The organism is Devosia enhydra, assembly GCF_900119845.1.
GTDB lineage: Bacteria > Pseudomonadota > Alphaproteobacteria > Rhizobiales > Devosiaceae > FPKU01.
In genome coordinates this window covers 101809-125079 of the sequence record NZ_FPKU01000001.1, presented here as the reverse complement: position 1 = coordinate 125079, position 23271 = coordinate 101809, and the positions used below count along the sequence as shown (strand labels likewise).

The 23271-nt window shown below is 65.6% G+C and carries 16 protein-coding genes; 11 read left to right on the top strand and 5 right to left on the bottom strand.

The window, feature by feature from the left end:
- Nucleotides 1–266: 266 nt before the first annotated feature.
- Nucleotides 267–1493 carry a hypothetical protein gene (locus BT183_RS00530; protein WP_143145591.1) on the bottom strand — a complete coding sequence of 409 codons (1227 nt, stop codon included), beginning with the start codon at nucleotides 1491–1493 and terminating at the stop codon, nucleotides 267–269.
- Nucleotides 1494–2151: 658 nt separating this feature from the next.
- Nucleotides 2152–3489 carry an aminotransferase class I/II-fold pyridoxal phosphate-dependent enzyme gene (locus BT183_RS00525; protein ID WP_072338482.1) on the bottom strand — a complete coding sequence of 446 codons (1338 nt, stop codon included), beginning with the start codon at nucleotides 3487–3489 and terminating at the stop codon, nucleotides 2152–2154.
- A gap of 158 nt (nucleotides 3490–3647) precedes the next feature.
- Here BT183_RS00525 and BT183_RS00520 point away from each other — a divergent pair, with 158 nt between their 5' ends.
- From BT183_RS00520 to BT183_RS00480, 9 genes are all read left to right on the top strand, one after another.
- Nucleotides 3648–5294 (top strand): ABC transporter family substrate-binding protein, encoded by a 1647-nt coding sequence (locus BT183_RS00520; protein ID WP_143145590.1) that lies wholly within the window; start codon nucleotides 3648–3650, stop codon nucleotides 5292–5294.
- A gap of 60 nt (nucleotides 5295–5354) precedes the next feature.
- Entirely contained in the window at nucleotides 5355–6848 is a 1494-nt protein-coding gene (locus BT183_RS00515) for an ABC transporter substrate-binding protein (protein WP_072338480.1), read from the top strand.
- Between the two features lie 27 nt (nucleotides 6849–6875).
- Complete coding sequence (locus tag BT183_RS00510) at nucleotides 6876–7862, top strand: ABC transporter permease (RefSeq protein WP_072338479.1); 987 nt, start codon at nucleotides 6876–6878, stop codon at nucleotides 7860–7862.
- Nucleotides 7849–10470, top strand: coding sequence for an ABC transporter ATP-binding protein/permease (locus BT183_RS00505; protein ID WP_072338478.1), 2622 nt, complete (start codon nucleotides 7849–7851; stop codon nucleotides 10468–10470). Before BT183_RS00510 ends, BT183_RS00505 begins: the two co-directional genes overlap by 14 nt.
- Nucleotides 10467–10820 carry a RidA family protein gene (locus BT183_RS00500; protein WP_072338477.1) on the top strand — a complete coding sequence of 118 codons (354 nt, stop codon included), beginning with the start codon at nucleotides 10467–10469 and terminating at the stop codon, nucleotides 10818–10820. The genes BT183_RS00505 and BT183_RS00500 overlap by 4 nt, the downstream gene beginning before the upstream one ends.
- Nucleotides 10821–10979: 159 nt before the next feature.
- A complete protein-coding gene (locus BT183_RS00495; protein ID WP_072338476.1) occupies nucleotides 10980–11612 on the top strand; it encodes an outer membrane protein in 633 nt (210 codons plus the stop codon).
- 238 nt (nucleotides 11613–11850) lie between these two features.
- On the top strand, nucleotides 11851–12138 hold the full coding sequence (locus tag BT183_RS00490) for a hypothetical protein (protein ID WP_143145589.1): 288 nt from the start codon (nucleotides 11851–11853) through the stop codon (nucleotides 12136–12138).
- A 122-nt stretch (nucleotides 12139–12260) separates the two neighbouring features.
- The gene (locus BT183_RS00485; protein WP_072338474.1) at nucleotides 12261–14378 is read left to right on the top strand and encodes a glycosyltransferase; all 2118 of its coding nucleotides are present in this window, start codon (nucleotides 12261–12263) and stop codon (nucleotides 14376–14378) included.
- Nucleotides 14375–17269 (top strand): alginate lyase family protein, encoded by a 2895-nt coding sequence (locus tag BT183_RS00480; protein WP_210185427.1) that lies wholly within the window; start codon nucleotides 14375–14377, stop codon nucleotides 17267–17269. Before BT183_RS00485 ends, BT183_RS00480 begins: the two co-directional genes overlap by 4 nt.
- 69 nt (nucleotides 17270–17338) lie before the next feature.
- Here the strand turns inward: BT183_RS00480 and BT183_RS00475 are convergent, their stop codons facing one another.
- The 3 genes from BT183_RS00475 to BT183_RS00465 form a co-directional block, all read right to left on the bottom strand.
- Nucleotides 17339–18124, bottom strand: a complete 786-nt coding sequence (locus BT183_RS00475) for an enoyl-CoA hydratase-related protein (protein ID WP_072338472.1) — start codon at nucleotides 18122–18124, stop codon at nucleotides 17339–17341.
- Nucleotides 18125–18135: 11 nt separating this feature from the next.
- Nucleotides 18136–19077 carry a dihydrodipicolinate synthase family protein gene (locus tag BT183_RS00470; RefSeq protein ID WP_072338471.1) on the bottom strand — a complete coding sequence of 314 codons (942 nt, stop codon included), beginning with the start codon at nucleotides 19075–19077 and terminating at the stop codon, nucleotides 18136–18138.
- Nucleotides 19078–19147: 70 nt separating this feature from the next.
- Nucleotides 19148–20209, bottom strand: a complete 1062-nt coding sequence (locus BT183_RS00465; protein ID WP_072338470.1) for a LacI family DNA-binding transcriptional regulator — start codon at nucleotides 20207–20209, stop codon at nucleotides 19148–19150.
- 150 nt (nucleotides 20210–20359) lie between these two features.
- On the opposite strand from BT183_RS00465, the gene BT183_RS00460 reads away from it, so the two are divergent.
- Both BT183_RS00460 and BT183_RS00455 read left to right on the top strand, forming a co-directional pair.
- The gene (locus tag BT183_RS00460) at nucleotides 20360–21907 is read left to right on the top strand and encodes a malonate decarboxylase subunit alpha (protein WP_072338469.1); all 1548 of its coding nucleotides are present in this window, start codon (nucleotides 20360–20362) and stop codon (nucleotides 21905–21907) included.
- Nucleotides 21904–23271 (top strand): MmgE/PrpD family protein, encoded by a 1368-nt coding sequence (locus BT183_RS00455; protein ID WP_072338468.1) that lies wholly within the window; start codon nucleotides 21904–21906, stop codon nucleotides 23269–23271. The genes BT183_RS00460 and BT183_RS00455 overlap by 4 nt, the downstream gene beginning before the upstream one ends.

Below are 23271 nucleotides of genomic sequence, written 5' to 3'. Positions count from 1 at the left end.
ACTCTGCTGTGCGGCCTGATTGTCGCTGCCACGCATTTTGCGTAGTGCAATGCCGTGAGGGCCACATTTGTGAATGCCCTTGAGGGCTAAGGGCTGTGTTTCGGCGTGCAAAATCTCGATGGAAAATCTCGGCCTACTGGGTCAAGTCTCACGGGCGATCAACAATCGTGCCTTGCCGAGTCAGCCGATTCTACTAATGGGTAAAGTTGCCGGCTCACCTTTGAGCGCCAATCAAGAGCTTCTGGATCACTTTGAAGCTGCGGCTATCAGCGGACGTAAACCTTGGGTTTGTCAGGCAACATGTCCATGGCCACCTTGTAAGCTTCCGCTAAGCGGACGTCGTTGTCACGTTCATTCCAGCTATGGTTCAATGCCTGGAATGAAGCTCTTAGGCGGCCAGCGAACTCCTCGTCGACAACCTCCCCGATAATCGATAGCCCCAATCCACGCTCTGCTGCCTGCACATACCCGAACGCCGCGACCGCCGGAAATCTCGATCGACGGGTACCCGAGACGATAGCACTCAAGATTAGATACGTGAGAGTCTGGAGGAACATGGCGGCATGCGGCGCAGACATGCGCTCAGTGATCTCCCGCACGGCGCCGCAGACGCCCGCCATATCCATCATTCGCTTCTGGCTGGCGGGGAAAACAGTCGTCGGGTACAGTAGCCGCTCATGATCGGAGTCGTAGGAGCGGTATGATACATCGTGCGGAAACTTGTGCAGGGAGAACAGCTCGTAGAGGCCATGAGCGCTATCACGGACGACCTGCAGCCCTCTAGTCTGCCAGAAGAGGTCTTCCTCTTGTTTCACTAGCACCCGCAGGGTTTTCACTAACGCCTCAAGCTGCTCTAACAGGGGGTATTCTGTACGCACATTGTCGTAGTCATTGGTGTGCAGCCCAGGGTGATCCACTTCCAAGTCGCCAGGAGGCTGGGGCGGGCTGCTCGCCGCAAAGTGTGTGAGGCACGCGAGTTCCATCATGTCGACGACGGCGGTGACACGATCGACGATGAACGAATTGGATTTATAATAGTCCTGCCCGTTCCTCTCTACTGTGTCGTACGGGCGGTCTGCGATGGAGGTCTCGAGGTTAATGAAGCGCAGCAGGCTACCCGCCTCGGCCCAGTAGTAATTTTGGAGACCATCGCGGTCCAACTCACGGAATTTCCGCTGGGCTTCGAGATGCGATTTTGAGGAAGCTCTCATTGCCTCAAATATCTCGTCGAACTTCCCGGGCATGCGGCTCTTCCAAGTAGTAATTTTTAACGATCGCAACTGATCGTCGACCTGGCCTTGTAACTCGCGGAACTTAGCAATTTCAGCCTCCCACTTCTGGGCGCGAGCAACGATTAGGCTTCGGATCGGATCCAAGTAATTGGCAGCGAACTGGTCGTCCCAAATATCGTCTGTAGCATAGTCCGGCAAGTATTTTTCAAATATCTTCTGCTCGAAGGCCCTGAGGGCTAGTTCGGACATCAGAGGGGCCATCTTAGCCTCTTCCTTCAGCCGACGCCTCCCTAACAACTTCCGGATCATGCTCGTCCTCTAGGCTCAAACAGTGCAAAGGCTACATACCTGTAGCGCCGTCATTGAGCTAAAGATTTGTATATGCATTCTCATCGCAAATCGTCGCACGGGCCGCGCTTGACGGTCGCCTCCCCGGTCATCGGTTCATACGCTCCGCGCTTCAGTCGCAACTTTAAGGGGACACCCGCAAAACTGCCGCATCACCCACTTCGCTGTGCGCGGCCATTGCGCATCGTAGGAAGGAAGATTGTCGCGGCCCCGTCCTCCGCGTCTCTTATTAGAACATACCCTGTCGATCTAGGCTGCGTCGATCTTATTATCACTTGGGAGTTTGGCCGTAACACATTGAAATGATTACGGCCCATTTCAGCCGAATTGGAAAAAAAAGCATTATAAATCAATCGCCTACGGCGGACTCTGACTCCGTCAATCTTGGTTCGAATCCAGGTTCCCCAGCCAATCCTCCCTAAGTCGTTGTAATTGCTCGTCTCCTTTTGATGGCTGAGTTGCGGCGCGCCGTTTTAGGCGCTATCAGCCGCCGCGATGCGACCTCACCGCCCCCCTCATCCATTCCGCCCCCTACCCCCTCACCCAATCCGTGTCCCTCCTCACCCCCGCATCATCGTCCGCGCGGAACAATCGCTGAGACGATTGAGCCGATGGTTTCGGCGACCAGGGTCTGCTGGGAGCCCAGCGCAGAGCCGTTGATGAGGACGTGGTCGATGTCGAGTGGGGCCGGGGCGAAATAGCTGCCGGGGTGCACGACGATGCCCCGGCTCGAGAGCTGGTTGGTCACCACATATTCGTCGGGCACGGGCAGCCAGATCGTCGGGCCATCGGTTCTGGGCAGGCTGAAGCCGACGCGCGCAAGGCTATCGAGCATGTCGGCATGTCGCCTGCGGCAGGTGTCGACATAGCGCTGGAGTTCGGCAAGGGCGGTGGCGTCGGTCAGCTGGAAGGCCAGGGCATTCTGCAGGATGCGGCTGACCCAGCCCGACGAGAAGGTCAGCTTCTGCCACATGCGATCGATGTAATAGCTGCTGCCCCCGGCCACCCCGACGCGCAGATCGGTGCCGGTGAAGAAATTGTAGGCATGCACGTGCACGACGATACGCGGCAGGCGCGTGCCCAGCGACAGCCAGGGCTGGGCATGCATCAGCGGGGCCTGGACAAGTTCGATGATGGGCATATGCGCTTCGGCGAGGAGATCGGCCGCCCGGCCGATCCATTCGGGCGTCACCGAAAAGCCCGTCGGGTGGTTGCCGACCGGCTGATAGACGAAGGCCGCCGGCCGCATCGCCAAGGCGGTCCGCAGTTCTCCCAGATCCGGCCCGCCCTCGCGATAGGTCACCGGTACGGCGCGGGCGCCGAGCGCTTCGAGAATGTCGAGGATGCGGGACACCGTCGGCGCATCGACGATGACCCGGTCGCCCGGACGCACCGAGGTCTGGAGGGCCAGTTCGGCGGCGGCGATGCCGCCATGGGTCGCCATCATGAAACCGGGCTGGAACGGCCAGTTGGGCTCGACGGCTTCCCGCAGCCTCTGGCTGATCGGGTCGGGCGCCGCGTCATGCACGCGCGCATCGCCGAGGGCGGCGGCAAAGGCGCGCTCGAGCGGCGGCAGGATGGTCTTGTCGGGCGTCAGATGGCCGATATTGAGCGGGATGCCCTCGGAGGCCTTCATCATCACGTCATAGCGGGTGGCCCGTCGCGGCACGGCCGGCCCCAGGACGGTGGTGCCGCCCCGCCGCCTCGTTTCAAGCACCCGCCAGTCAACCAGCTCGCGCCAGGCGGCCGCGACCCCGGCCGGGCTCATGCCGAGCGCATCGGCCACTTCGCGCACGGTCGGCATGCGCATCCCTTGCGACAATTCCCCTTCGGCGACCATCTCCATGATGGTTCGGCTCAGCGCCCTGGGGTTGCGCATGGGCACGCGCTTGACGATCCGTTCCAGCATGTGCCGCCTTCATCCAGATGTTATGTTTATGAACATAGTTATATTGACCAAAACAAAAGGCAAGGTCTAGCCTCGATGTTGCGCTGAGGGGCCACGAAACAGGCCTTCCGCCGCCTGTTCCACCGCATTTCCCAGGCCTCTGGGGAAAGGAAGCTCCGTTGTCATCTGCCCGTACATCATGCTCGCTGGCTGTCCTGACGCTTGCGCTGGCCGCCTTCTCCGCCCCTGCCCTCGCCCAGCCCGTGCCCGTCTCGGCGGGCGGCGAACTGATCATCGCCTCGACCAATTCCCCGCCGAACTGGAACCCGGTTTCGGCCACCGGCGACATCACCACCAACCGCCAGCAGCAATGGCCGCTCTATCCGCATCCGTTCCTGACGGGCACCGATGCGGCGGTTACGCTCAACAGCCAGTTCCTCGTCTCGGCCGAGGTGGTGAGCACCGATCCGATGGTGGTGGAATATGTGATCCGCGACGAAGCCGTCTGGTCCGATGGCACGCCGATCACGGTCGAGGATTTCCGCTACACCCAGCAGGTGCAGGATCCGCGGGCCTGCGCCGAGTGCTCGGCCGCCTTCACACAGGGCTACGACCTCGTCTCCTCGATCGAGACCAATGAGAGCGGCAAGCTCGTCCGCGTCACCTTTGAGAAGCCGTTCGCGCCCTGGAAGACCCTGTTCCCGTTCGTACTGCCGGCGCATGTGGCGGCGAGCTATGGCGACCTTGCCACCTCGTTCAACGAGGGGCTTTCGCAAAACGTGCCGACCGTTTCGGGCGGCCCCTACATGGTCGAAAGCTACGAGGACGGGGTGGTGATGAACCTCGTCAAGAACCCCGCCTGGTATGGCAACCCGGCCCATCTCGATACCATCCGCTTCCGCTATATCGCCAAGGTCAGCGAGCAGATCACGGCGCTCGAAAACGGCGAGATCAATGCCGTCTATGGCGGGGCCACCCTCGATACCGTCGAGCAGGTCAACCAGATGTTCGGCGTCACCGTCGCGATCGGGCCGACGCTGACCTATTACCACTTCAGCCTCAAGGCCAGCGGCGACGTGATGGGCGAAGAAGTGCTGCGCCAGGCCATCACCAAGGCCCTCGACATCGCTGACATGACCAACCGCACCGTCGGCCAGTATGTCGAAGGCACGGTGCCGATGACCAGCGCGGCCTATATTCCCGGCCAGGCCGAACTCGAGGACAATACCGGCGCGACCGGCGTTGGCACGGGTGACATCGCAGGAGCCATCGCGCTGCTCGAAGGGGCGGGCTACACCCTCGTGGATGGCAAGCTCAACGGGCCGGATGGCAAGCCGGTGCGCGATCTCGAGATCCTCACCTATTCGACCGATCCGATCCGCGTGCAGCTCGCCGAACTGGCACAGGCCCAGCTCGCTAAGATCGGCATCACCGCGACCATCGATGCCGCCGACCGCTCGCGCTATACCCCCGAGGCCCAGGCCGGCAATTTCGACATCTACACCACGGCCACGGCGCTCGATCTGGGCGCGCTCTCGCTGGCCCAGTGGTACCAGACGGGCGCCGCCCGCAATTATTTCGGCTATTCCTCGGCGGAAGTGGACGATCTGATCAACCAGATCTCGGTCACCCTCGACGAAGCCGAAACGGCCCGCCTCACCAACGAACTCGACCGCGCCCTCCTCGCCGACGGCATCGTGGTGCCGCTCTTCCCCATCACCAACATTGCCGTTTATTCGGACACCTACGCCAATATCTTCGTCAACCCGTCCAAGTACGGCACGACGATGAATGTCGAGGAATGGGGCCTCAAGGCCGCCAACTGATCCTGACCTGGGAGCGGGAGGTGTCCTGCTCCCGCTTTTCCCTCAGTCCATGAGCTTTCAATGACCATCGACTTCGTCGTGGCGACGCCCCATGACGCGGTGCATTTCAATGACGTGCACCGCAATTACACCGCCACCGCCGGCTACCTCGTCTGCAACAACATCTACAACCGTATGGTGCTGACCGAGTGGTACAATTTCAACGGGTCGTATCCCGATCTGGCCACCCATTGGGAGATGCTGGACGGTGCGCGCCGCTGGCGCTTCCACCTCAACCAGGCGGCACGCTGGCAGGATGGCGTGCCGATGACCGCCCATGACGTGGTCTATACCCACCTTCACGCCAAGAAGATGGGCTATACCGGCGCCATGTTCCTCACCGATGTCGAGGACATCGTGGCGGTCAACGACTACACGGTCGACTATCACCTCACCGGGCCGAATTCGGGTTTCCTCGTTCAGCTGGGCAATTTCATCTTCTCCCACATCCTGCCCCGCCATCTCTACGAGGGCACCGACTGGGACACGAACCCCTATAATCTCAAGCCCGTCGGCTCGGGGCCGTTCCGCCTCGTCGAATGGGAAAAGGGCAAGCAGATCATCCTCGAAAAGGTGAAGAACCATTGGGGTCCGCAGCCCGAGATCGACCGGCTGATCCTCAAGATCCAGCCCGATCGCGACGAATGCGTGAAAATGGTGGTGCGCGGGGAAGCCGATTTCTTCCCGCAGGATACCCTCACCTATGATCGCCTGCACCTCGTCGAGGGCGCGGACAATGTCGAGGTCATGAAGGGCAAGGGCCCGGGCATGGCGCTTCTCGACTTCAATCACGGAAGCGAACTCTGGGCCGACCAGCGCCGCCGTGAGGCCATCGCCCGCGCCGTCAACCGCGCCGATATCGCCAAAATCACCGACCCCGGCGTCAGCTTTGCGTGGGATCACTATCTGCTGGGCAGCGTCGAATGGGCCTTCAACCCGGACGCGAAGGCGCCGGGCCATGATGTGGCTGAAGCCGACCGCCTGCTCGACGACAGCGGCCTTGTGCGCGATGCGACCGGCTCGCGCGGCACGCTGCGCATGTTCTACATGGACAGTTTTTACGGCCACAAGAAACTGGCGGAGATCGTCACGCGCAACCTCGCCGAGGTCGGGTTTTCGGTCGAGTATGCTGGGCTTTCGGCGGTCGAATGGTCGAAGCGCATTCGCCGCGAGCATGATTTCGACCTCTATATCGTGGGCGGCACCATGTCGCCCGACATCGAGATCACCGCGACCAAATATTCCTCGACCGGCCTCAACAATATGGGCCTGCACCACAACAAGGATGTCGATGCCGCCTATCAGAAGGGGCGTACGGCACTGACCCGCGAGGAGCGCGGAGCAGCCTACAAGGAGTTGCAGGCCATCTGGCAGCGCGATTGCGAGTTCGTGCCGCTCCTCTGGTACGGCACCTATTATGCCCGCTCCAAGCGCTTCTTCGGCTGGGCCGACCAGCTCGACTACTCCATTCCGTGGTGGCATTGGGGCCGCATCCGCCCTGTGCAGGCGGACTGATCCGCATCCGATGACGAGGAGAATGCCATGCTTGCCCTGATCGGCCGACGGCTCGTCAACAGCCTCGCCATCCTCCTCGTCTCGACCTTCGTGGTCTTCACGCTGGTCGCCCTGGCGGGCGACCCGCTCGGCGAGCTGCGCGACCGGCAGCCGCCGGTTCCGGACAGCGTCATTGCAGCCGAGGAAGCGCGCCTCGGCCTCGACCAGCCCATTCCGGTGCGCTACCTCACCTGGCTCAGCGGCGTCGTGCGGGGCGATTTCGGCCCCTCGGTCAAGCCCAACCAGAATATCGGGGCCGAACTGGCGCCCCGGGTCGGCGTCACGCTGCGCCTCGTCACCACCGCCATCGTCATCGCGACGATCCTTGCGCTCATCGCCGGCACGATTGCCGCGCTCTATCGCAATCGCATCGCCGACCACCTCATCTCGACCTCCGCCTTCATCCTCATCGCCCTGCCCTCGTTCTGGCTGGCGGTGCTGCTCAAGCAGGGCGGCATCGTCGTCAACAGGATGGCCAATGCGCGCATCCTCTTTACTGTCGGCGACATCTCCGTGCCGGCGCCAAAGGAGTTCCTGCCGCTGATGCTGGACATGGCCGGCCACCTCATCCTGCCCACCATCGCCCTCACCATGATCCACTTCGCCAGCTGGAGCCGCTATCAGCGCACGGCCGTCGTCGAATCGCTCTCGAGCGACCATGTCCGCTTCGCCGTGCTGCGCGGGCTCTCGCGCAACCGCATCGTCGGCGCCCATGTGATGCGCCCCGCGCTCATTCCCATCGTCACCGTGGTCGCGCTCGATCTGCCGGCCCTGCTCTCGGGCGCTGTCATCACCGAAACCGTGTTCCAGTGGCGCGGCATGGGCGGGTTCCTGCTCGAATCCATCGCCAATCGAGACGCCAATGCCGTCATGGCCTGGTTGCTCGTGGCAGCCGTCGCCGTGGTCATGTTCAACCTCCTCGCCGACATCGTCTATGCCTTCGTCGATCCCAGGGTGCGCTATGGCCAGGCCTGATTCCGCGCCCCGTTCCCGCTCGCGCTTCGCCATGGCCCTGCGCCGCTTCCGCGCCAATCCCATGGCGATGATCGGGCTGGCCATTCTCCTGGCGCTGGTCGCCGTGGCGGTTTTCGGCCCGATGTGGTGGGTCTATGGCTATGCCGAAATCACCCCTGATCTGTCGCAGGCGCCATCCTGGGCGCATCCGCTGGGCACCGATACGCTGGGCCGCGACATGCTGGCGATGGCCATGCGCGGCCTGCAGCAATCGCTGCTGATCGCCGGTACCGTCGCCCTCATCGCGAGCCTCATCGGCACCGTGCTGGGGGTGATTTCAGGCTATATCGGCGGGCTCGTCGATGCCTCGATCATGCGGCTCGTCGACCTCGTCCTCACCATTCCCACCATCGCGCTGGCCGCGTTCCTCGGCAATGCGATGAGCGATTCCGGCGTTTCGTGGCTCGGCCTGTCGCTGGTTCTGGGCGCGCTGTTCTGGACATCGGTGGCGCGGCTCGTGCGCGGCGTTTCGCTCTCGCTGCGCGAAATGCCCTTCATCAAGGCCGCCAAGGTGATGGGCGCGGGGCCGGTGCGCATCATGGCGCGCCACATGATCCCCAATGTCGCCGACCACATCATCGTCTCGACGGCACTGCTCGTGGGCGTCGCCATCCTGTCGGAAACCGGCCTCTCCTTCCTCGGCTTCGGCGTCCGGCCGCCCGATACCTCGCTCGGCCTGCTTATCTCCAACGCCCAGACGGCCGTGCTCACGCGCCCCTGGCTGTTTTATGCGCCGGGCATCCTGATCATCCTCATCGTGCTCTCGATCAACTATGTCGGGGAGGGGCTGCGCGATGCGTTCAACCCCAAGGCAGCCCCCACCAATCCGCTGGTCGCCCATCGGACGCGGGCAAAAGCCGGAACGGCAGTGCCGGCGACACGGCCCGATGCCGTCGTCGACATCACCGATTTCCGCGTCACCTTCCCCAATGTGGAGCGGCCGGCGGTCGATGGCATCACCCTGCACATCGCGCGCGGCGAAGTTCTGGCGCTCGTCGGCGAATCGGGCTCGGGCAAGTCGCTGACCTCGCTTGCGATCGCAGGGCTGCTGCCCGTCGGCGCCGAGGCCAGCGGCGGGGTCCGGATCAATGGGGAGGATGTGACGGGGCTCGGGTTCGCGCAATGGCGCCGCTATCGCGGCCGGCGCATCGCCACGATCCTGCAGGATCCGTCCACCAGCCTCAATCCGGTCCTTACCATCGGCGCTCAGTTCCACGAGACGATGGCGGTCGCCGGGCCGATTTCACGCACCGAAAGCCGGCGGCGGGCCACCGAGCTCATGGCGCTCATGGCGATCCGCGATCCGGAAAGCCGGCTCGACCAGTATCCCCACCAGATGTCGGGCGGCATCCGCCAGCGCGTCGTCATCGCCATGGCGATGATCCACAAGCCCGAACTGATCATTGCCGACGAACCGACCACCGCGCTCGACGTGACCGTGCAGGCCCAGGTGCTCGACAGCCTGCGGATCGCGCGCGAGCAGACGGGCGCCGCCATGCTGTTCATCACCCATGACCTGGCGCTGGTCGCCGGGGTGGCCGACCGGGTCGCCGTCATGCGCGAAGGTCGCATCGTCGAACAAAAGCCGGTTCGCGACCTCTTTGCCGCCCCCGAGCATGACTATACTAAGCGGCTGCTGAGCCTTGCGCCGCGGCTCGACCAGGTTGCCAGTAAGGGCGCGTTCCCACGCGCGGGCGAGCCGCTCTTGCGCCTCGAGGGCCTGTCGCGCCACTTCCTGCGCCCGCGCAGCAAGACACTGTCGGCCAGCGACCGCGTCATCCATGCGCTTTGCGACGTTTCCTTCGATCTGATGCCCGGCGAGACGCTGGGTATCGTGGGGGAATCGGGATCGGGCAAGACCACGCTTCTGAATACGGTTCTGGGCCTTCTTGCCCCGAGCGCCGGCCGCGTCATCTTCGCGGGCGAGGACCTCGCGGCACCCAAGGCGAGGCTCAAGGCCAGCGGCGACATGTCCGTCGTCTTCCAGGATCCCTATGCCTCGCTCGACCCGCGCATGACGGTCCGGGAGCTTCTGGCCGAACCGGCCCAGATCCATGGCGGGCGTGCCGTGGCCGAGCGCGCGCGGCGCGTGCTCGATCAGGTTCGGCTCCCTGCTTCCGCCCTCGATCGTTTTCCGCACGAGTTTTCGGGTGGCCAGCGCCAGCGCATCGCGATTGCCCGGGCCCTGATGCTCGAGCCACGGCTGGTGGTGCTCGATGAGCCCGTCTCGGCGCTCGACGTCTCCATCCAGCGCGACATCATGGCCCTGCTCGGCGAGCTCAAGCGCGAGCTCGGCGTGGCCTATCTGCTCGTCGCCCACGACATCGCCGTCGTCGCCGAACTCAGCGACCGCATCGGCGTCATGTATGGCGGCCAGATGCTCGAATTGGGCGATACGGCGCAGGTGATCGGCGCTCCCGTCCACCCCTATACGAAGGTGCTGCTCGATGCCGTGCCGGTTCCCGACCCCGTGGCAGAGCGCGCCCGCCGTGATCGCGGCCGGGTCGCGAGCTGGCCCACACCCTCCGATCCCCTCCCCGCCTGCACCGTTTCAGGACTTCACACATGACCATCAGACGTATCCATGTCGGCCCGCGCATGAGCGGCATCGTCATCAACGGCAACAATGTCCATCTTTCGGGCATGACCGCCGCCAACCGCAAGGATCGCAGCGTCGCCGAGCAGACCGGCGACATCCTCAAGCGCATCGATGAACTGCTCGCCGACGCCGGCACGAGCAAGCAGCACCTCGTCCAGGTCAATATCTGGCTCAGCGACATCACGACCTTCAGCGAGATGAACGCGGTCTGGGATGCCTGGGTGATGCCCGGACATACCCCGGCCAGGGCCACCGTCGAGGCCCGTCTGGCGCTGCCCGACATCAAGGTCGAAATCCAGGTGCTCGCCGCCCTGCCCTGACCGTCCCCGCCCCGCGCCGCCATTGTGGCCGAAGCGACACAGCGCGACCACAATGCTGCCCCGTATAACATCCGTCATATCGAGGGCTCCGGAGCGCATGGCCTTGCTGCTCCATTGTTTTCCGGAGACCGACGAATGCGATTCGCTTCTAGAGCGCTCATGACACTGGCAGCATCCGCTGCGCTGACGGCGTCGGCTTTCGCCGCCGATCTCTACATTCCCGAGCAGCCCTTCATTCCGACATCTCCGGCCAGCAGCTGGTCGGGTGCCTATGTCGGCGTGCATGTCGGCTATGGCTTCGGCGAGGCCATCGACATCGACAATGATGGCTATACCTGGGACATGTCGGGGCTGATCGCCGGCGCGCAGGCCGGCGTCAACTACCAGATGGACGGCATTGTCCTCGGCCTCGAGGCAGACATCGCCTGGACCGGGGTCAATGGCCCCTATCTGTTCAACGGCGCCCTCGATGACGAAGACTATGTCGCCTCGATCTCGTGGATGAGCACCCTCCGCGGCCGGGTCGGCGTCGATCTCGATGGCTACCTCGTCTACGGAACCGCCGGCGTCGCCATCGCCGGGCTCTTCATCGACTATTTCGACGATGACAGCGCGGAAACCCATGTTGGCTTCGCCGTGGGCGCCGGCGTGGAAAAGATGATCACCGAGACCATCTCGCTCAAGGCGGAATATCTTTATGCCAATTTCGGCGCGGTCGACCATTACGACCAGGACTATCCGCTGAGCTTCGACGTGCACACCGTCAAGGCCGGCCTGAACTTCCACTTCTAAGCCGCGTTTCAAGTCTGTCCGGCAGAGGCGCCAGCGCTTCTGCCGGAGCTGCTACAAGACAGTACGCCGGTACGGCCCCTCCCGTTCCGGCACCCGCGAGCCCACCCCCCGGCCTCGCAAAATCCCCCGATATCGCGCCGCGACAGTGCCCTACGCCAGCGGGCTCCCCATCCCGCTTTAAGCCTTCGTTAACACCTGTGACGCTATGACAACGTTCATCCAGGGTTGGGGGATGATCATGGATCGCAAGCATAAGCTAAGCGCAGCACTCGCTGCGTTGATGATGGCCGCCGGCATCGATGCCGCCAGCGCCATCGAGAGCCCGGCGGACGCCATAGCCGCCGCGCAGCAGCGCATCGAAAGCACCGCCTCGATCGTCGATTTGCAGACCGAGCTCGAGATGCTTCGCGCCACCGATCCGGACAGCCCGATCCTCGCCATGCTGATGAGCCGGATCGTGGAACTGTCGCAGCCGCCGAGCCGGCGCGAGGATCGCCTCGCCTTCGACGTCAACGCGCCCTACTGACCAGCGCCTGCATCGCCGCGTGACGAGGGTCGCTCTCCCCGCGCTGCGGAGAGCCGCCATCGCACGTGCGGAGAAAAGCCGGCGCTGAAACGCCGGCTGCGCCTGTCTTTGGGGGGCCGGCCATGCTCGACGTCATCATCGCCGCCGACTTTGCCGCACCCGGGGATACCGCGCTGCGCGCGCTCTTTGAATGCAGGGCGCAGAAAGCACTCGGCCTTGCCACCGGCCTCCTGCATCTGGGGGCGGAGGGCCCGCCACGGCCCCTTTCGGCCGATATCCAGCGCGCCGTGCGCGAAAAACTGGCGGTCGTCGTCGATCCGGCCCAACCGGTGGAGGCGCGGCTGCTGGTCGTGCATGCACCGATGGCGCTGGGCAGCCTGTCGCCGCTGGCGCGGCAGGGGCTGGCCGCCCTCTCAGCCGAAACGGTTTGTCTCATCCATGATCGGGCGCCGGTACCGGCCGATATGTGGCGTCTCTTCGGGCTCCTGCGTGGCCGTGTGATCTGGGTGCCCACCAACCGCTTTGTGCGCGCCGAACTCACCGCACTCGGCCTGCCCGTGCCGATGGAGGAGATCGATTGGCGCCCGCCCGTCATCGCGGATGCCGATCGTCCCGCCCCACGCGCAAGGACCGGCCGGCTCACCATCGGGCTCGTCGATTTCGGCGGACGCCGCCATTGGCCCGAGACCGCCGAAGCCTTGGCCGTCGCCCTGCCCCGTGGCGTGGATGTCGACATCACATTTCATGGCCGACCGCCCGGCGCGCTCGTGCCCAAAATGCTGCCGCCCAACTGGCGGATCATCGATCGGGGCGACATGGGGCTCGATGGCTTCCTCGAGCGCATCGACGCCCTCGTCTACGCCCCCTCCCCGGCCAATGAAACCGTGCCCGATGCGGCAATCGGGGCGGCGCTCGCCAAGGGCCGGCTGGTGGTGACGCGGCCGCATCTGCGCCTGCATCTGGGCGAGGGTCCGCTCTATTGCGAGCCCGAGGCCATGGCCGAAACCCTCGCTGCGGCACTCGCCGGGCCCGAACTGCCGACCCGGCTGGAGCAGGCGCGGCAGGCCGGCGCCCTGGCCTTTCCGCCGCTCTATCATGCCGAAAGGCTGTCGCGCCTCCTCGGCCGCACGCTGGCGCCGGCCCGTCCCGCCGTGATCACCGCGCCATCTCCGCCGCGTGTGCTGTTTTTGCCCTCCAACGGGGTCGGGCTTGGCCACGTCACCCGGCTCCTGGCCATCGCCAACCGGGCCGAAAACCGCTTCCGGCCGGTCTTTGCCAGCCATGCCCAGGCCCTGCCGATCCTGCGCGGCTTCGGCCATCACGCCGACTATATCCCCTCGCTGTCCGATACTGCCGCCGATCCGAGGCTGTGGGATCGCTGGCTGCGCGTCGAGCTCGAACAGCTCATCCATGCCCATGATGCGCAGGCCGTCGTCTTTGACGGCAACAATCCCGCGCCCGGGCTCGTCGGCGCCGCCCTGTCGCAGCCGCCCTGCAAGCTCGTCTGGGTGCGCCGTGGCATGAACCGCATCGCCTCGCCCCATCTCGATGCGGCCTCCGAATTCGATCTCATCATCGAGCCGGGCGAGATCGCCGCCGAGCGCGACACCGGGCCCACCGCCGCGCGCCGGCACGAGGCCCTGCAAGTGCCGCCCATCACCCTGCTCGATGCCGGCGACCTTAGCGATCGCGACAGCGCCTGCCGCGCGCTGGGGCTCGATCCCGCCCGCCCCGCGGTTCTCGTACAGTTGGGCGCCGGAGCCCATCGCGACGTCATTCAGCTCATCGATGCGGTCGTGCGCGTGCTGAAGGGCTTTCCGGGCCTGCAGATCGCCATCGCGGAGTGGACCAATTCGCGTGCCCCGCTGTCGCTCTGGCCCGATACTCTCGTGGTCTCGGGCTTTCCGCTCAGCCGCCACGCCCGCGCCTTCGATTTCTCCATCTCGGCGGCGGGCTATAACAGCTTCCACGAAGCCATCGCCTTTGGCCTGCCCACCATATTCCTCGCCGCCGATCATCCCGCGCTCGATGACCAGCGCGCCCGCGCCGGCTTTGCGCAGGACAAGGGCGCGGGCTTCGATCTGGCCGAAGACCAGCTGACGCTGCTGCCCAGCATCTGCGCTGTCCTGCTCGATCGGCGGGCCCGCGAGGTGATGGCGCAGAACTGCGCCGCGCTGGCCCGGCCCAATGGCGCCGCCGAGGCCGCCACCGCGATCGCCGGGCTCTGGAGGACAGAGTGAGCCAGAAACGTGCCCCCGCAGCCACGGCGCTAGAAGCCAGCCATTTCCGCGCCCTGCAATCGATGTTCGAGGCGCTTGCCGCCCATCAGGGCGAAGGCCGCGCATCGCGGCTCGTTGCCTTCGGGCCCGAAAGCGCGCCGCCGCTGCCCGAAATGGAGCCGCCCCTGCCACCGGGCTGGACGGCGTTCGGCGGCTCAGAAAAGCCGCTTCAGCCGCTGGTCGGCTGGTCGCGGCGCAAGCCCCACCCCGATGCCATCGTGGCGGTGGTGGGCCTTTTCGGCGTTGATGGGCGGGCGCTGCGATTGGGCATCGACGAGGTGGCCCGCCAGCAGAGCCAGTCGCAGGGCTTCGTGCCGGTGTTTTTCACCGACTGTGCCGACATGGCGCCGTTTCGGGCCAAAGGCTATATCGCCGAATATTTCCCGCCCTTCGACCTCGCCGATCCGGCCGCCCGCGCCCAGTTCCGGCAGCGCTTTCTGACGCGCTGGCACAAATGGGGCGCAAGCCGGCTCATCGATTTGTCGGGGACCGCGCTCGAGCCGCTGGTGCGCGGGCTCGAGGTTCTCGATTTCCGCGCCGAGCGCAGCGCCGCCGACCGGCGGTGGGAGCGCAAGGTGGTTCCCGCCCGGCCCATGCCGCCCCCCGATATCGCGGCGCTGCGGTCGGAAGCGGCGATGCGCGGGCTTGCCGAGGCGCCCGACACCTTCGCCCTCTATCGCATCATCGGCAACGATCTCCATCCTCGCCACGCCGATGGCCAATCGCTGCGCAATGTGCGCTTCATCCTCGATCACGAGCCCGATTTCCCCGGCTGCCAGAAGCGCTGGGTGGTCAATCGCATCGTCGACCGGGGCGCCGAAGAAGCGATCATCCGGGTTCTCGAGGATGCCGGGCAGCCCTATCTGCACCTGCCCTTCGACTGGCAGGCCTATGAGGCGACCGACTGGGATTTTGCCGGCTTCGAGGAACCCGCCGCCTGGCTCTTCCCGCAGATGGCCGAGATTTCCGCCCGCCTGAGGCTGCGGCTCGAAGCCCGGCTGAGGCGCCACAAGATCAATTATGCCATCAACAACAATGGCGCCCGCAATGCCGCCCTCGCCGACGGGCGGGGCCGCGCCAAATGGGTGTTGCCCTGGGATGGCAATTGCTTTTTGTCACAATCGGCCTGGGATCGGCTCGTCGCGGAGATCGCGGCCCGGCCCTATCTCAAATATTTCCACACCCCGATGGCGCGGCTGACCGACAACACGCTTGCCCTCACCCGCGACCTTTTCGCGGAGGCCAGCGAGGAGCCGCAGCTCATTTTCCGCCGCGATGCCGAGGAGGCCTTCGACGAAGCCTACCCCTATGGTCGGCGCCCCAAGGTGTCGCTGTTCTGGCGGCTCGGCATTCCGGGCCCATGGGACCAGGCGCGCGATGACAAATGGGATCTGCCGCGCCCCACCCCCAGCGAGCGCGGGGCCGAATTCGGCCGGGCCGGCTGGGTGGCACGGCTCGATTCGGGCCGGGCAGAGCTCGAAGCGGGCACGCGCGCCAGCCAGTCGGGCCGCGAAGGGGCGCGCAACGAAGCCATCGTCGCAACCCTCGACATGCTCGACTGCATGGCCCTCGAGCGCCGCTGGCAGCCAGCCGCACTTGCTGCCTATGACGCGCAAAGCCTCGTCCGCCTGGCCGAGGCGCCGGCGGGGTCCGTGGCCGCGCAATGGCGGGAAGCTCTCGTCTCCGCCGCCGAGGAGGCGCTCGCGCGCGGCCCCTATGCGGTGGTCGACAAGACCAGCCTGCCCCCGAGCGGAGACCGGCACGACTACTGGCACCCCGCACCCTATTGGTGGCCCAATCCCGACAGCGCCGACGGCCTGCCGCTCGTGCGCCGCGATGGCGAGCGCATACCCGGCAGCGAACTCTATAGCCCCGAAAGCGAGCGCTACGACCGCACGCGCCTGCAACGGCTCTTCGATGACACCATCCTCCTCGCGCTCGCCGCGCGGGTGACGGGCGAGCAGCGTTTCGCTGGCCATGCCCGGGGGCTCATCCACCGCTGGTTCATCGATCCGGACACGCGGATGAACCCGCATCTGCTCTATGCCCAGTGGATGCCGGAGCGGCCGTCCGATGTCCGGCTCGGCTTCGGCATCATCGAAATGAAGGACCTCTACTTCTTCCTCGATGCCGTGCGGCTGCTCGATGCCGATGGCGCCCTGCCGGCTAAGGATCGCGAGGGGCTGCGCGGCTGGCTCAGGGCTTATCTCGATTGGCTCCAAGCCAGCCAGCAGGGGCAGGACGAGCGCGCCTCGCGCAACAATCACGGCACCGCCCACGACCTGCAGGTGGCCGCCATCGCGCTCTATCTGGGCGACATGAAGACGCTTTCGTATACGCTGCGCGCCGCACGGGCCCGGCTCTTGAGCCAGATTTCGCCCGATGGCAGCCAGCCCGAAGAGCTGGCACGCACCCAGAGCGCGCACTACTCCGCCTTCAACCTTCAGTGCTGGCTCAATCTGGCGCGGCTGGCGCAGACGGTGGGCTGCGATCTCTGGGCGTGCGGTGATGGTGAAACGAGCCAGCTCCGCAATGCTCTCGCCTGGCTCGTGCCGCAGCTTGCAACTGGCCCCTGGCCCTATCCGCAGGACGATCCCTTCGACCTCCAGCGCTACATCCCGCTGCTCGCCGCCCTGCGCGAGCGCAGCGGGGTGGCCGACGCGGCGGTGGCGCTGCCTGATGCGGCCTCATGGCCGACGCGGTTTTTCCCGCATGACGGCATCAAGCCCTTCTGGGTCTTCGATCATCTCGACGGCGCGGCTGCGACCGCGCTCAATCCGCCGCCGCTCTCGGTCGCCAGACCGGGCAAGCGGCAGCGCGGCGGCAAGGCGCGCAGGCTCAGCGCCGCCTGAGCCGCCCGCAGAAAAAAGAGTCGCCGGCATCGCACCGGCGGCTGTGACGTGTGGGATGGGCCGAGCGCCTTACTTGCCGGTGAACACCGGCGCGCGCTTTTCGGTGAAGGCGCGCATGCCCTCGAGCTTGTCGTCGGTCATCGCATTGCGCCAGATGGCATCGCGCTCGAAGGCGATGCCGTTTTCGAGCGTCGCGCCCACCGAGACGCGGATGCAGGCCTTGGTGTTGCGCACCGCCACCGGCGCCCGCAGCGCGATGGTGCGGGCGATTTCCACCGCCCGGTCGACGGTCTTGTCGGGCGTACAGATTTCCACCACCAGCCCCAGCTGGTAGGCGCGCTCGACCCCGATCGGGTCGCCGGTCATCAGCATGTATGAGGCGACATTGGGCCCGATCTTGCGCGGCAGGCGCTGCGTGCCGCCATCGCCGGCCATGCCGCCGATCTTCACTTCGGGCTGGCCGAACTGGGCATTATCGCCCGCGATGATGAAATCGCAGGTCAGGGCCAGCTCGCTGCCGGCACCGAAGGCGATGCCGTTCACCGCCGCGATGATGGGCTTGGAGAAATTCTCGATCCGGCGCCAGGCGGCGACGCGGTCGGGATTGTTCGAGGTGCCGGCCGGCCCGCGCTCGAGCATCTCCTTGATGTCGGCGCCGGCCGCAAAGATCTGCTCGGTGCCGGTGATCACCACCGCGCGCACCGTCTCGTCCGTTTCGAGCGCAGTGATGATGCGGCCGATCTCGATCACCATCGAGCTGTGCAGCGCATTGCGCTTTTCGGCGCGCTCGATGCGAATGAGCGCGACATGGCCCTCGAGATGCTCGAGGCGGATGTGGCTGGAAAGGTCTGCCATCTTCAGTCTCCTCAGGCCCGGCCGCGCGGCCGATAGCGGGCATCGGCATAGCCGTAGCGATCAAACAGCGCGTCGATGGCCGCCTTGTCGGCCGGCTCGATGCCCGGCTGGGGCGCGCGCGTCACCATGTTGGGCAGAACCCCCTGCCGCATCAGGGTGTATTTCATGCGCGGGCGATAATCGCGCAGCGGCGCGCTCCAGATCAGCCGGGCGAGCGGCCCCAGCCGCCCCCAGATCTCATAGGCCTCGGTGGCCCGGCCCGCTGCCGCGTGGCGCTGCATGGCGACGAGTTCGGCCGTCGCCGTGCCGGCATAGCCAATCAGCGCGCCGGGCGATCCCAGCAGCAGCGCCTCGACGATGAAGGTGTCGTTGCCCGTCATCACCACGATGCGGCCGTCGGTTTCGGCGGCCTCATCGACCATCTCGGCCGAGAGCTCGATGTTGAACGCCGCATCCTTGATCGCGACCAGGGTCGGGATTTCGGCCAGCGCCTTGATGGTGCCCTTGGGGTAGGTGGCGTTGCCGGTATTGAAGGCGACGAGCGGCACGTCCACCGCCGCCGCGATGCCGGCATGATGGTCGGCAATCATCTGCGGCTTGATCGGCTTGGAGCTGAAGGTCGGCAGCGGCGGAAACACCACGAGGCCCTCGGCCCCGGCATCGACGAGGCGCTTCGCGAGATTGGCCGCGCCCTGCGTATAGGTCGCAACCAGCCCGGCCACCACCGGCACGGCGCCTGCCACGACCCGGCGCGTGCGCTCGACCGCTTCGAGCTGTTCGGAATGCTCGAGCGAGGTGACTTCGGCGGCCGCCATGTTGACCGCGATGGCGCTCGCCCCACCCTCGACCAGTTCGGCCATGTAGCGCTCGAAGGTCGGCCAGTCCGGCGACGCATCGAGATTGAACGGCATGACGGGCGCCGGAATGACGCCGCTGCGCAAGGCGCTCGACATGAAAACCCCTCGGAAAACGATAGTAACCGGTTACTGGATACGCCCTCGCGCCAACCCCGGTCAAGATCGTTTAGCGCAGGCCGCCCGAGGATTGCCGCACGAGCAGCGCCGCATCGAACACGGTGCGCGAGGGCACCGCCTCTCCCGCCAATATGCGCAGCATCAGCCGCATGCCTTCTGCGCCCATGCGCTGGGCCGGCATGTCCATGGTGGTGAGCGATGGGCGCATGTAGAGGCTGGTGGCAATGTTGTCGAAGCCGACAAAGGCCAGGTCCTCCGGCACGCGCAGCCCCAGGTCGATCGCCGCCGCCATGGCGCCGAGCGCGATGCGGTCATTGCCGGCAAGGCAGGCCGAAAAGCCCATGCCGGCGTGTCCGCGCTGGGTCATGCGCTCATAGGCATCCTGCTCGGCGAAATCGCAGCGGATCAGCAGGTCCGGGTCGAAATCGAGGCCATGATCGGCGAGGCAGGCCTTGTAGCCCGCCACCCGATCATTGCCGTCCGACCAGCGCTCGGGCCCGGTCAGAAAGGCGATGCGGGTGTGCCCGAGATCGACCAGATGCCGGGTCGCGGTATATCCTGCGCGCCGGTTGTCGGCATGCACCGCCGGATAATCGAGCTTTTCGTTGCGTCCCAGCACCACGAAGGGCGCCGGCCCGTCGGCGAGGCGGCCGGCGCTGTTCTCGTAATCGGTGCCGCTGCCGCATATGATGATGCCATCCACCCGCTTTTGCAGCAGCAGCTTGATGTCGCGCTCGCGATTGGCGAGGTTGTGGTTGGTGTTGCAGAAGATGATCGACATGCCGTTCTGCGCCGCCACCTCCTCCACCCCCAGCAGCACCCGGGCATAATAGAGGTTGGCGAGATTAGGCACGATCACGCCCACCGTGTTGGTGCGATCCTGCGAGAGCCCCCGCGCCAGGTCGTTGGGCACGAAATTCAGTCGCGCCACCGATTCGAGCACCTTGCGCCGCGACGCTTCCGACACCGGATAGCCGTCATCGGCCAGAACCCGCGATACGGTTGCCACCGACACACCGGCATCGCGCGCCACGTCGCGGATGCCGACGCGCCCGCTCGCCCGCCCGCGACCTGAGCCCGTCCTGCGTGTTGGTGGTGCCGTCTCGTCCATGTGGACCCTTTGCCCGATAAACCCTGGCGCCCGATAAGCCTTGACCGACAGTAACCGCTACAGTAACGGGTTACTATAGCGCTGGCCGGGGAATTGTGGACGCGTCCGCCCTGCCCTGTCGAGACCCTATTAGCCAGCCAGGAGGGATACGTGAAGATCGTCGATGCCCAGGAGGCCGCGCGCCTCGTTCCCGCCGGTGCCACCATCGCCATTTCCGGGGGCGGCTATCGCGTGGCGCCCGAGAGCATCATCGCCGCCGTGGCCGAGCGTTTCGCCACCGAGGGCGCGCCGGGCGACCTCACCGTCATCGCCGCCGCCATGATCGAGCGCAGCCGCGGCGGCAAGGGCGGCATGACCACCGGCCTCAACCGGCTGGCCCGCAAGGGGCTGATGCGGCGCATCATCGTCTCGAGCTTCAGCCGCTCCTCCACCCACGAGCTCAATGTCGGCATCGCCGAAAACGCCTTTGCCGCTTACAACTTTCCCATGGGCACCATCGTGCAATGGCTGCGCGCGCAGGCCTCTGGCCGCCCCGGCCTCGCCACCCCCGTGGGGCTCGGTACCTATGTGGATCCGCGCATCGAAGGTGGCCGGGTCAACGCCGCCGCCAGCGCCCCGATGAGCTCGGTGGTCGATCTGGCCGGCCACGAGATGATCTACTACCCCTGCGAGCCCGTGCATGTGGCGCTCGTCAAGGCCAGCGCCGCCGACAGCCGCGGCAATCTCTATTTCGATCGCGAGGCCTTCAGCCATGGCGTGCTCGATTGCGCGCTGGCGGCCCATAACAGCGGCGGCATCGTCATCGCCGAGGTCAACCGCCTCGTCGATATCGGCGACATCCATCCGCGCATGGGGCTCATTCCGGGCGCCATCGTCGATGCCGTGGTGGTCGCCCCCGAGCCGTGGGAAGACGAGCAGGATCCGGTGATCACCGGGGCCGCCCGCGCCGAACTCGCCCCGCCCGATGATCGCAACCTGCCGCGCGATCTCGTCGCCCGGGCCGTGGTCGAGCGGCTGCCGCAGGGCGCAATGGTCAATCTGGGCGCCGGCATCCCGATGTATGACGTGCCCGAGGCCGCCCGTCGCGCCGGCCGCAGCGACATCTATTTCACCGTCGAGCAGGGCCCGATGGGTGGCTGGCCCAAGGTGGGCGGGGTCTCGCGCAATCTCGAGATGATCTTCGAGCAGCAGGAGGTCTTCCACTTCTACGAGGGCGGCGGCCCCGACGTCTCGGTGCTCTCCTTCGGGCAGGTCGATCGGCACGGCAATGTCAATGTCAGCAAGTTCTCCGGGATGCTGCCCGGCTGCGGCGGCTTCATCAACATCGTTCATGGCATCAAGACGCTGTTCTTCTGCGGCACGCTGACCACCGGCGGGCTGGTCGAGGATCTGGGCGAAACCGGCCTCGCCGTCACCACCGAAGGCCGCATCCAGCGCTTCGTGCCCGATGTCGAGCAGATCACCTTCAACGCCAGGGGCGCCCTCGCGGCCGGCAAGACCGTGACCTATGTCACCGATCGTGGCCTGTTCCGCCTCACCCCGGACGGGCTCGAACTCTTCGCCATCGCGCCGGGTATCGAGCTTCAAAAGCACGTGCTCTCGCAGATCCCCTTCCCCGTCCGGGTCGCGGCCGATCTTCAAACGATGGATATCGGCCTCTTCATCGCCGGCCAGATGTCCGGGAAGGCTGCGCAATGACCATGCCCCTCGCCCATGGCCACCGCCTCGCCGCCTTTGCCGCCGAGACGCGCAGCGCGACACTACCCGATGAGGTGGTGCTCAAGACCAAGATCCACATCATCGACAGCATCGCCGCCATCGTCTCGGGCGCCGCGCTCGAGGCGGGCATTGCCGGCCAGCGCTATGCTGCCGCCACCGGCAGCCGCGCCGAGGCCTCGGTGATCGCCACCGACATCAAGGTCTCGATGATCGATGCGGCGCTCGCCAATGGCATGGCCGCCCATGCCGATGAATCCGACGACAGCCACGAGACCAGCCAGACCCATCCCGGCTGCGGCGTGCTGCCGGCGGCGCTCGCCGTTGCCGAAGGGCGGAAGGCGAGCGGCCGCGATTTCCTCAACGCGGTATTCCTCGGCTACGAAACCACCATCCGCTTCGGCGAGGCGCTGTCGCCGGCCATGAGCTTTGCCCGCTCCTCGCTCTCCTGCCATGGCTATGGCCCGCTGTTCGGGGCCGGCTATGCCTCGGGCGCGCTGATGGGCTTCGATGCCGAGCGCTTCCGCATTCTGCTCAATTATCTCGCGCAGGAAGCCTCGGGCCTCACCACCTGGCGGCTCGATGATGCCCACACCCTCAAGAGCTATGTGTTTGCGGGCATGCCGGCGAGCAATGGCGTCAAGGCGGCAGCCCTCGTCGCCTCGGGCTTTACCGGCAGCGGCGATGTGGTCGATCCCTCAGACCGCAATCTCTTCGAGGCCATCTCGCCCAAGACCCAGCCTGAGCGGCTGCTCCACGAGCTCGGCACGCGCTACAAGATCCTCGAAACCGACATCAAGAAATACTCCGTCGGCTTCCCCATCGCCGCTCCGCTCTCGGCGGTGGAAGAGATCATGGCCCACCCGGGCTTTGATGCTTCGCGCGTCGAAGCCGTGCGCATCCGCTACCTTTCGGACTGGTACAAGGTCATCGGCGACAAGAACCGCATGCCAGACCTCAACCTGCGCCACTGCATGGCCGCGACGCTCGTCGAGGGCCGGCTGAATTTCGATGCCTCGCACGACGTCGCCAAGATGCAGGATCCGGCGATCCTCGCGATGGGCAAGCGCATCACTTTCCTTGACGAAGAGCCCGGCCAGGACCGCTTCGAGGCCCGCGTCGAGATCGATTGCGGCGGCCAGACCTATTCCGCCGCCCAGGGCCTGCATGTGCTCGGCCGCAAGGAAAACCCGATGACCACCGAGCAGGTGCATGAAAAGGCGATGGAGCTGATGTGCACCGTCATCTCCGAAAAGGCGGCGCGCGAGGCGATCGAGATCGTCCATGCCATCGAGGCCGAGCCCGATCTCGGGCGGCTCATCGCCACCCTCCGGCCGGTGCGCTGA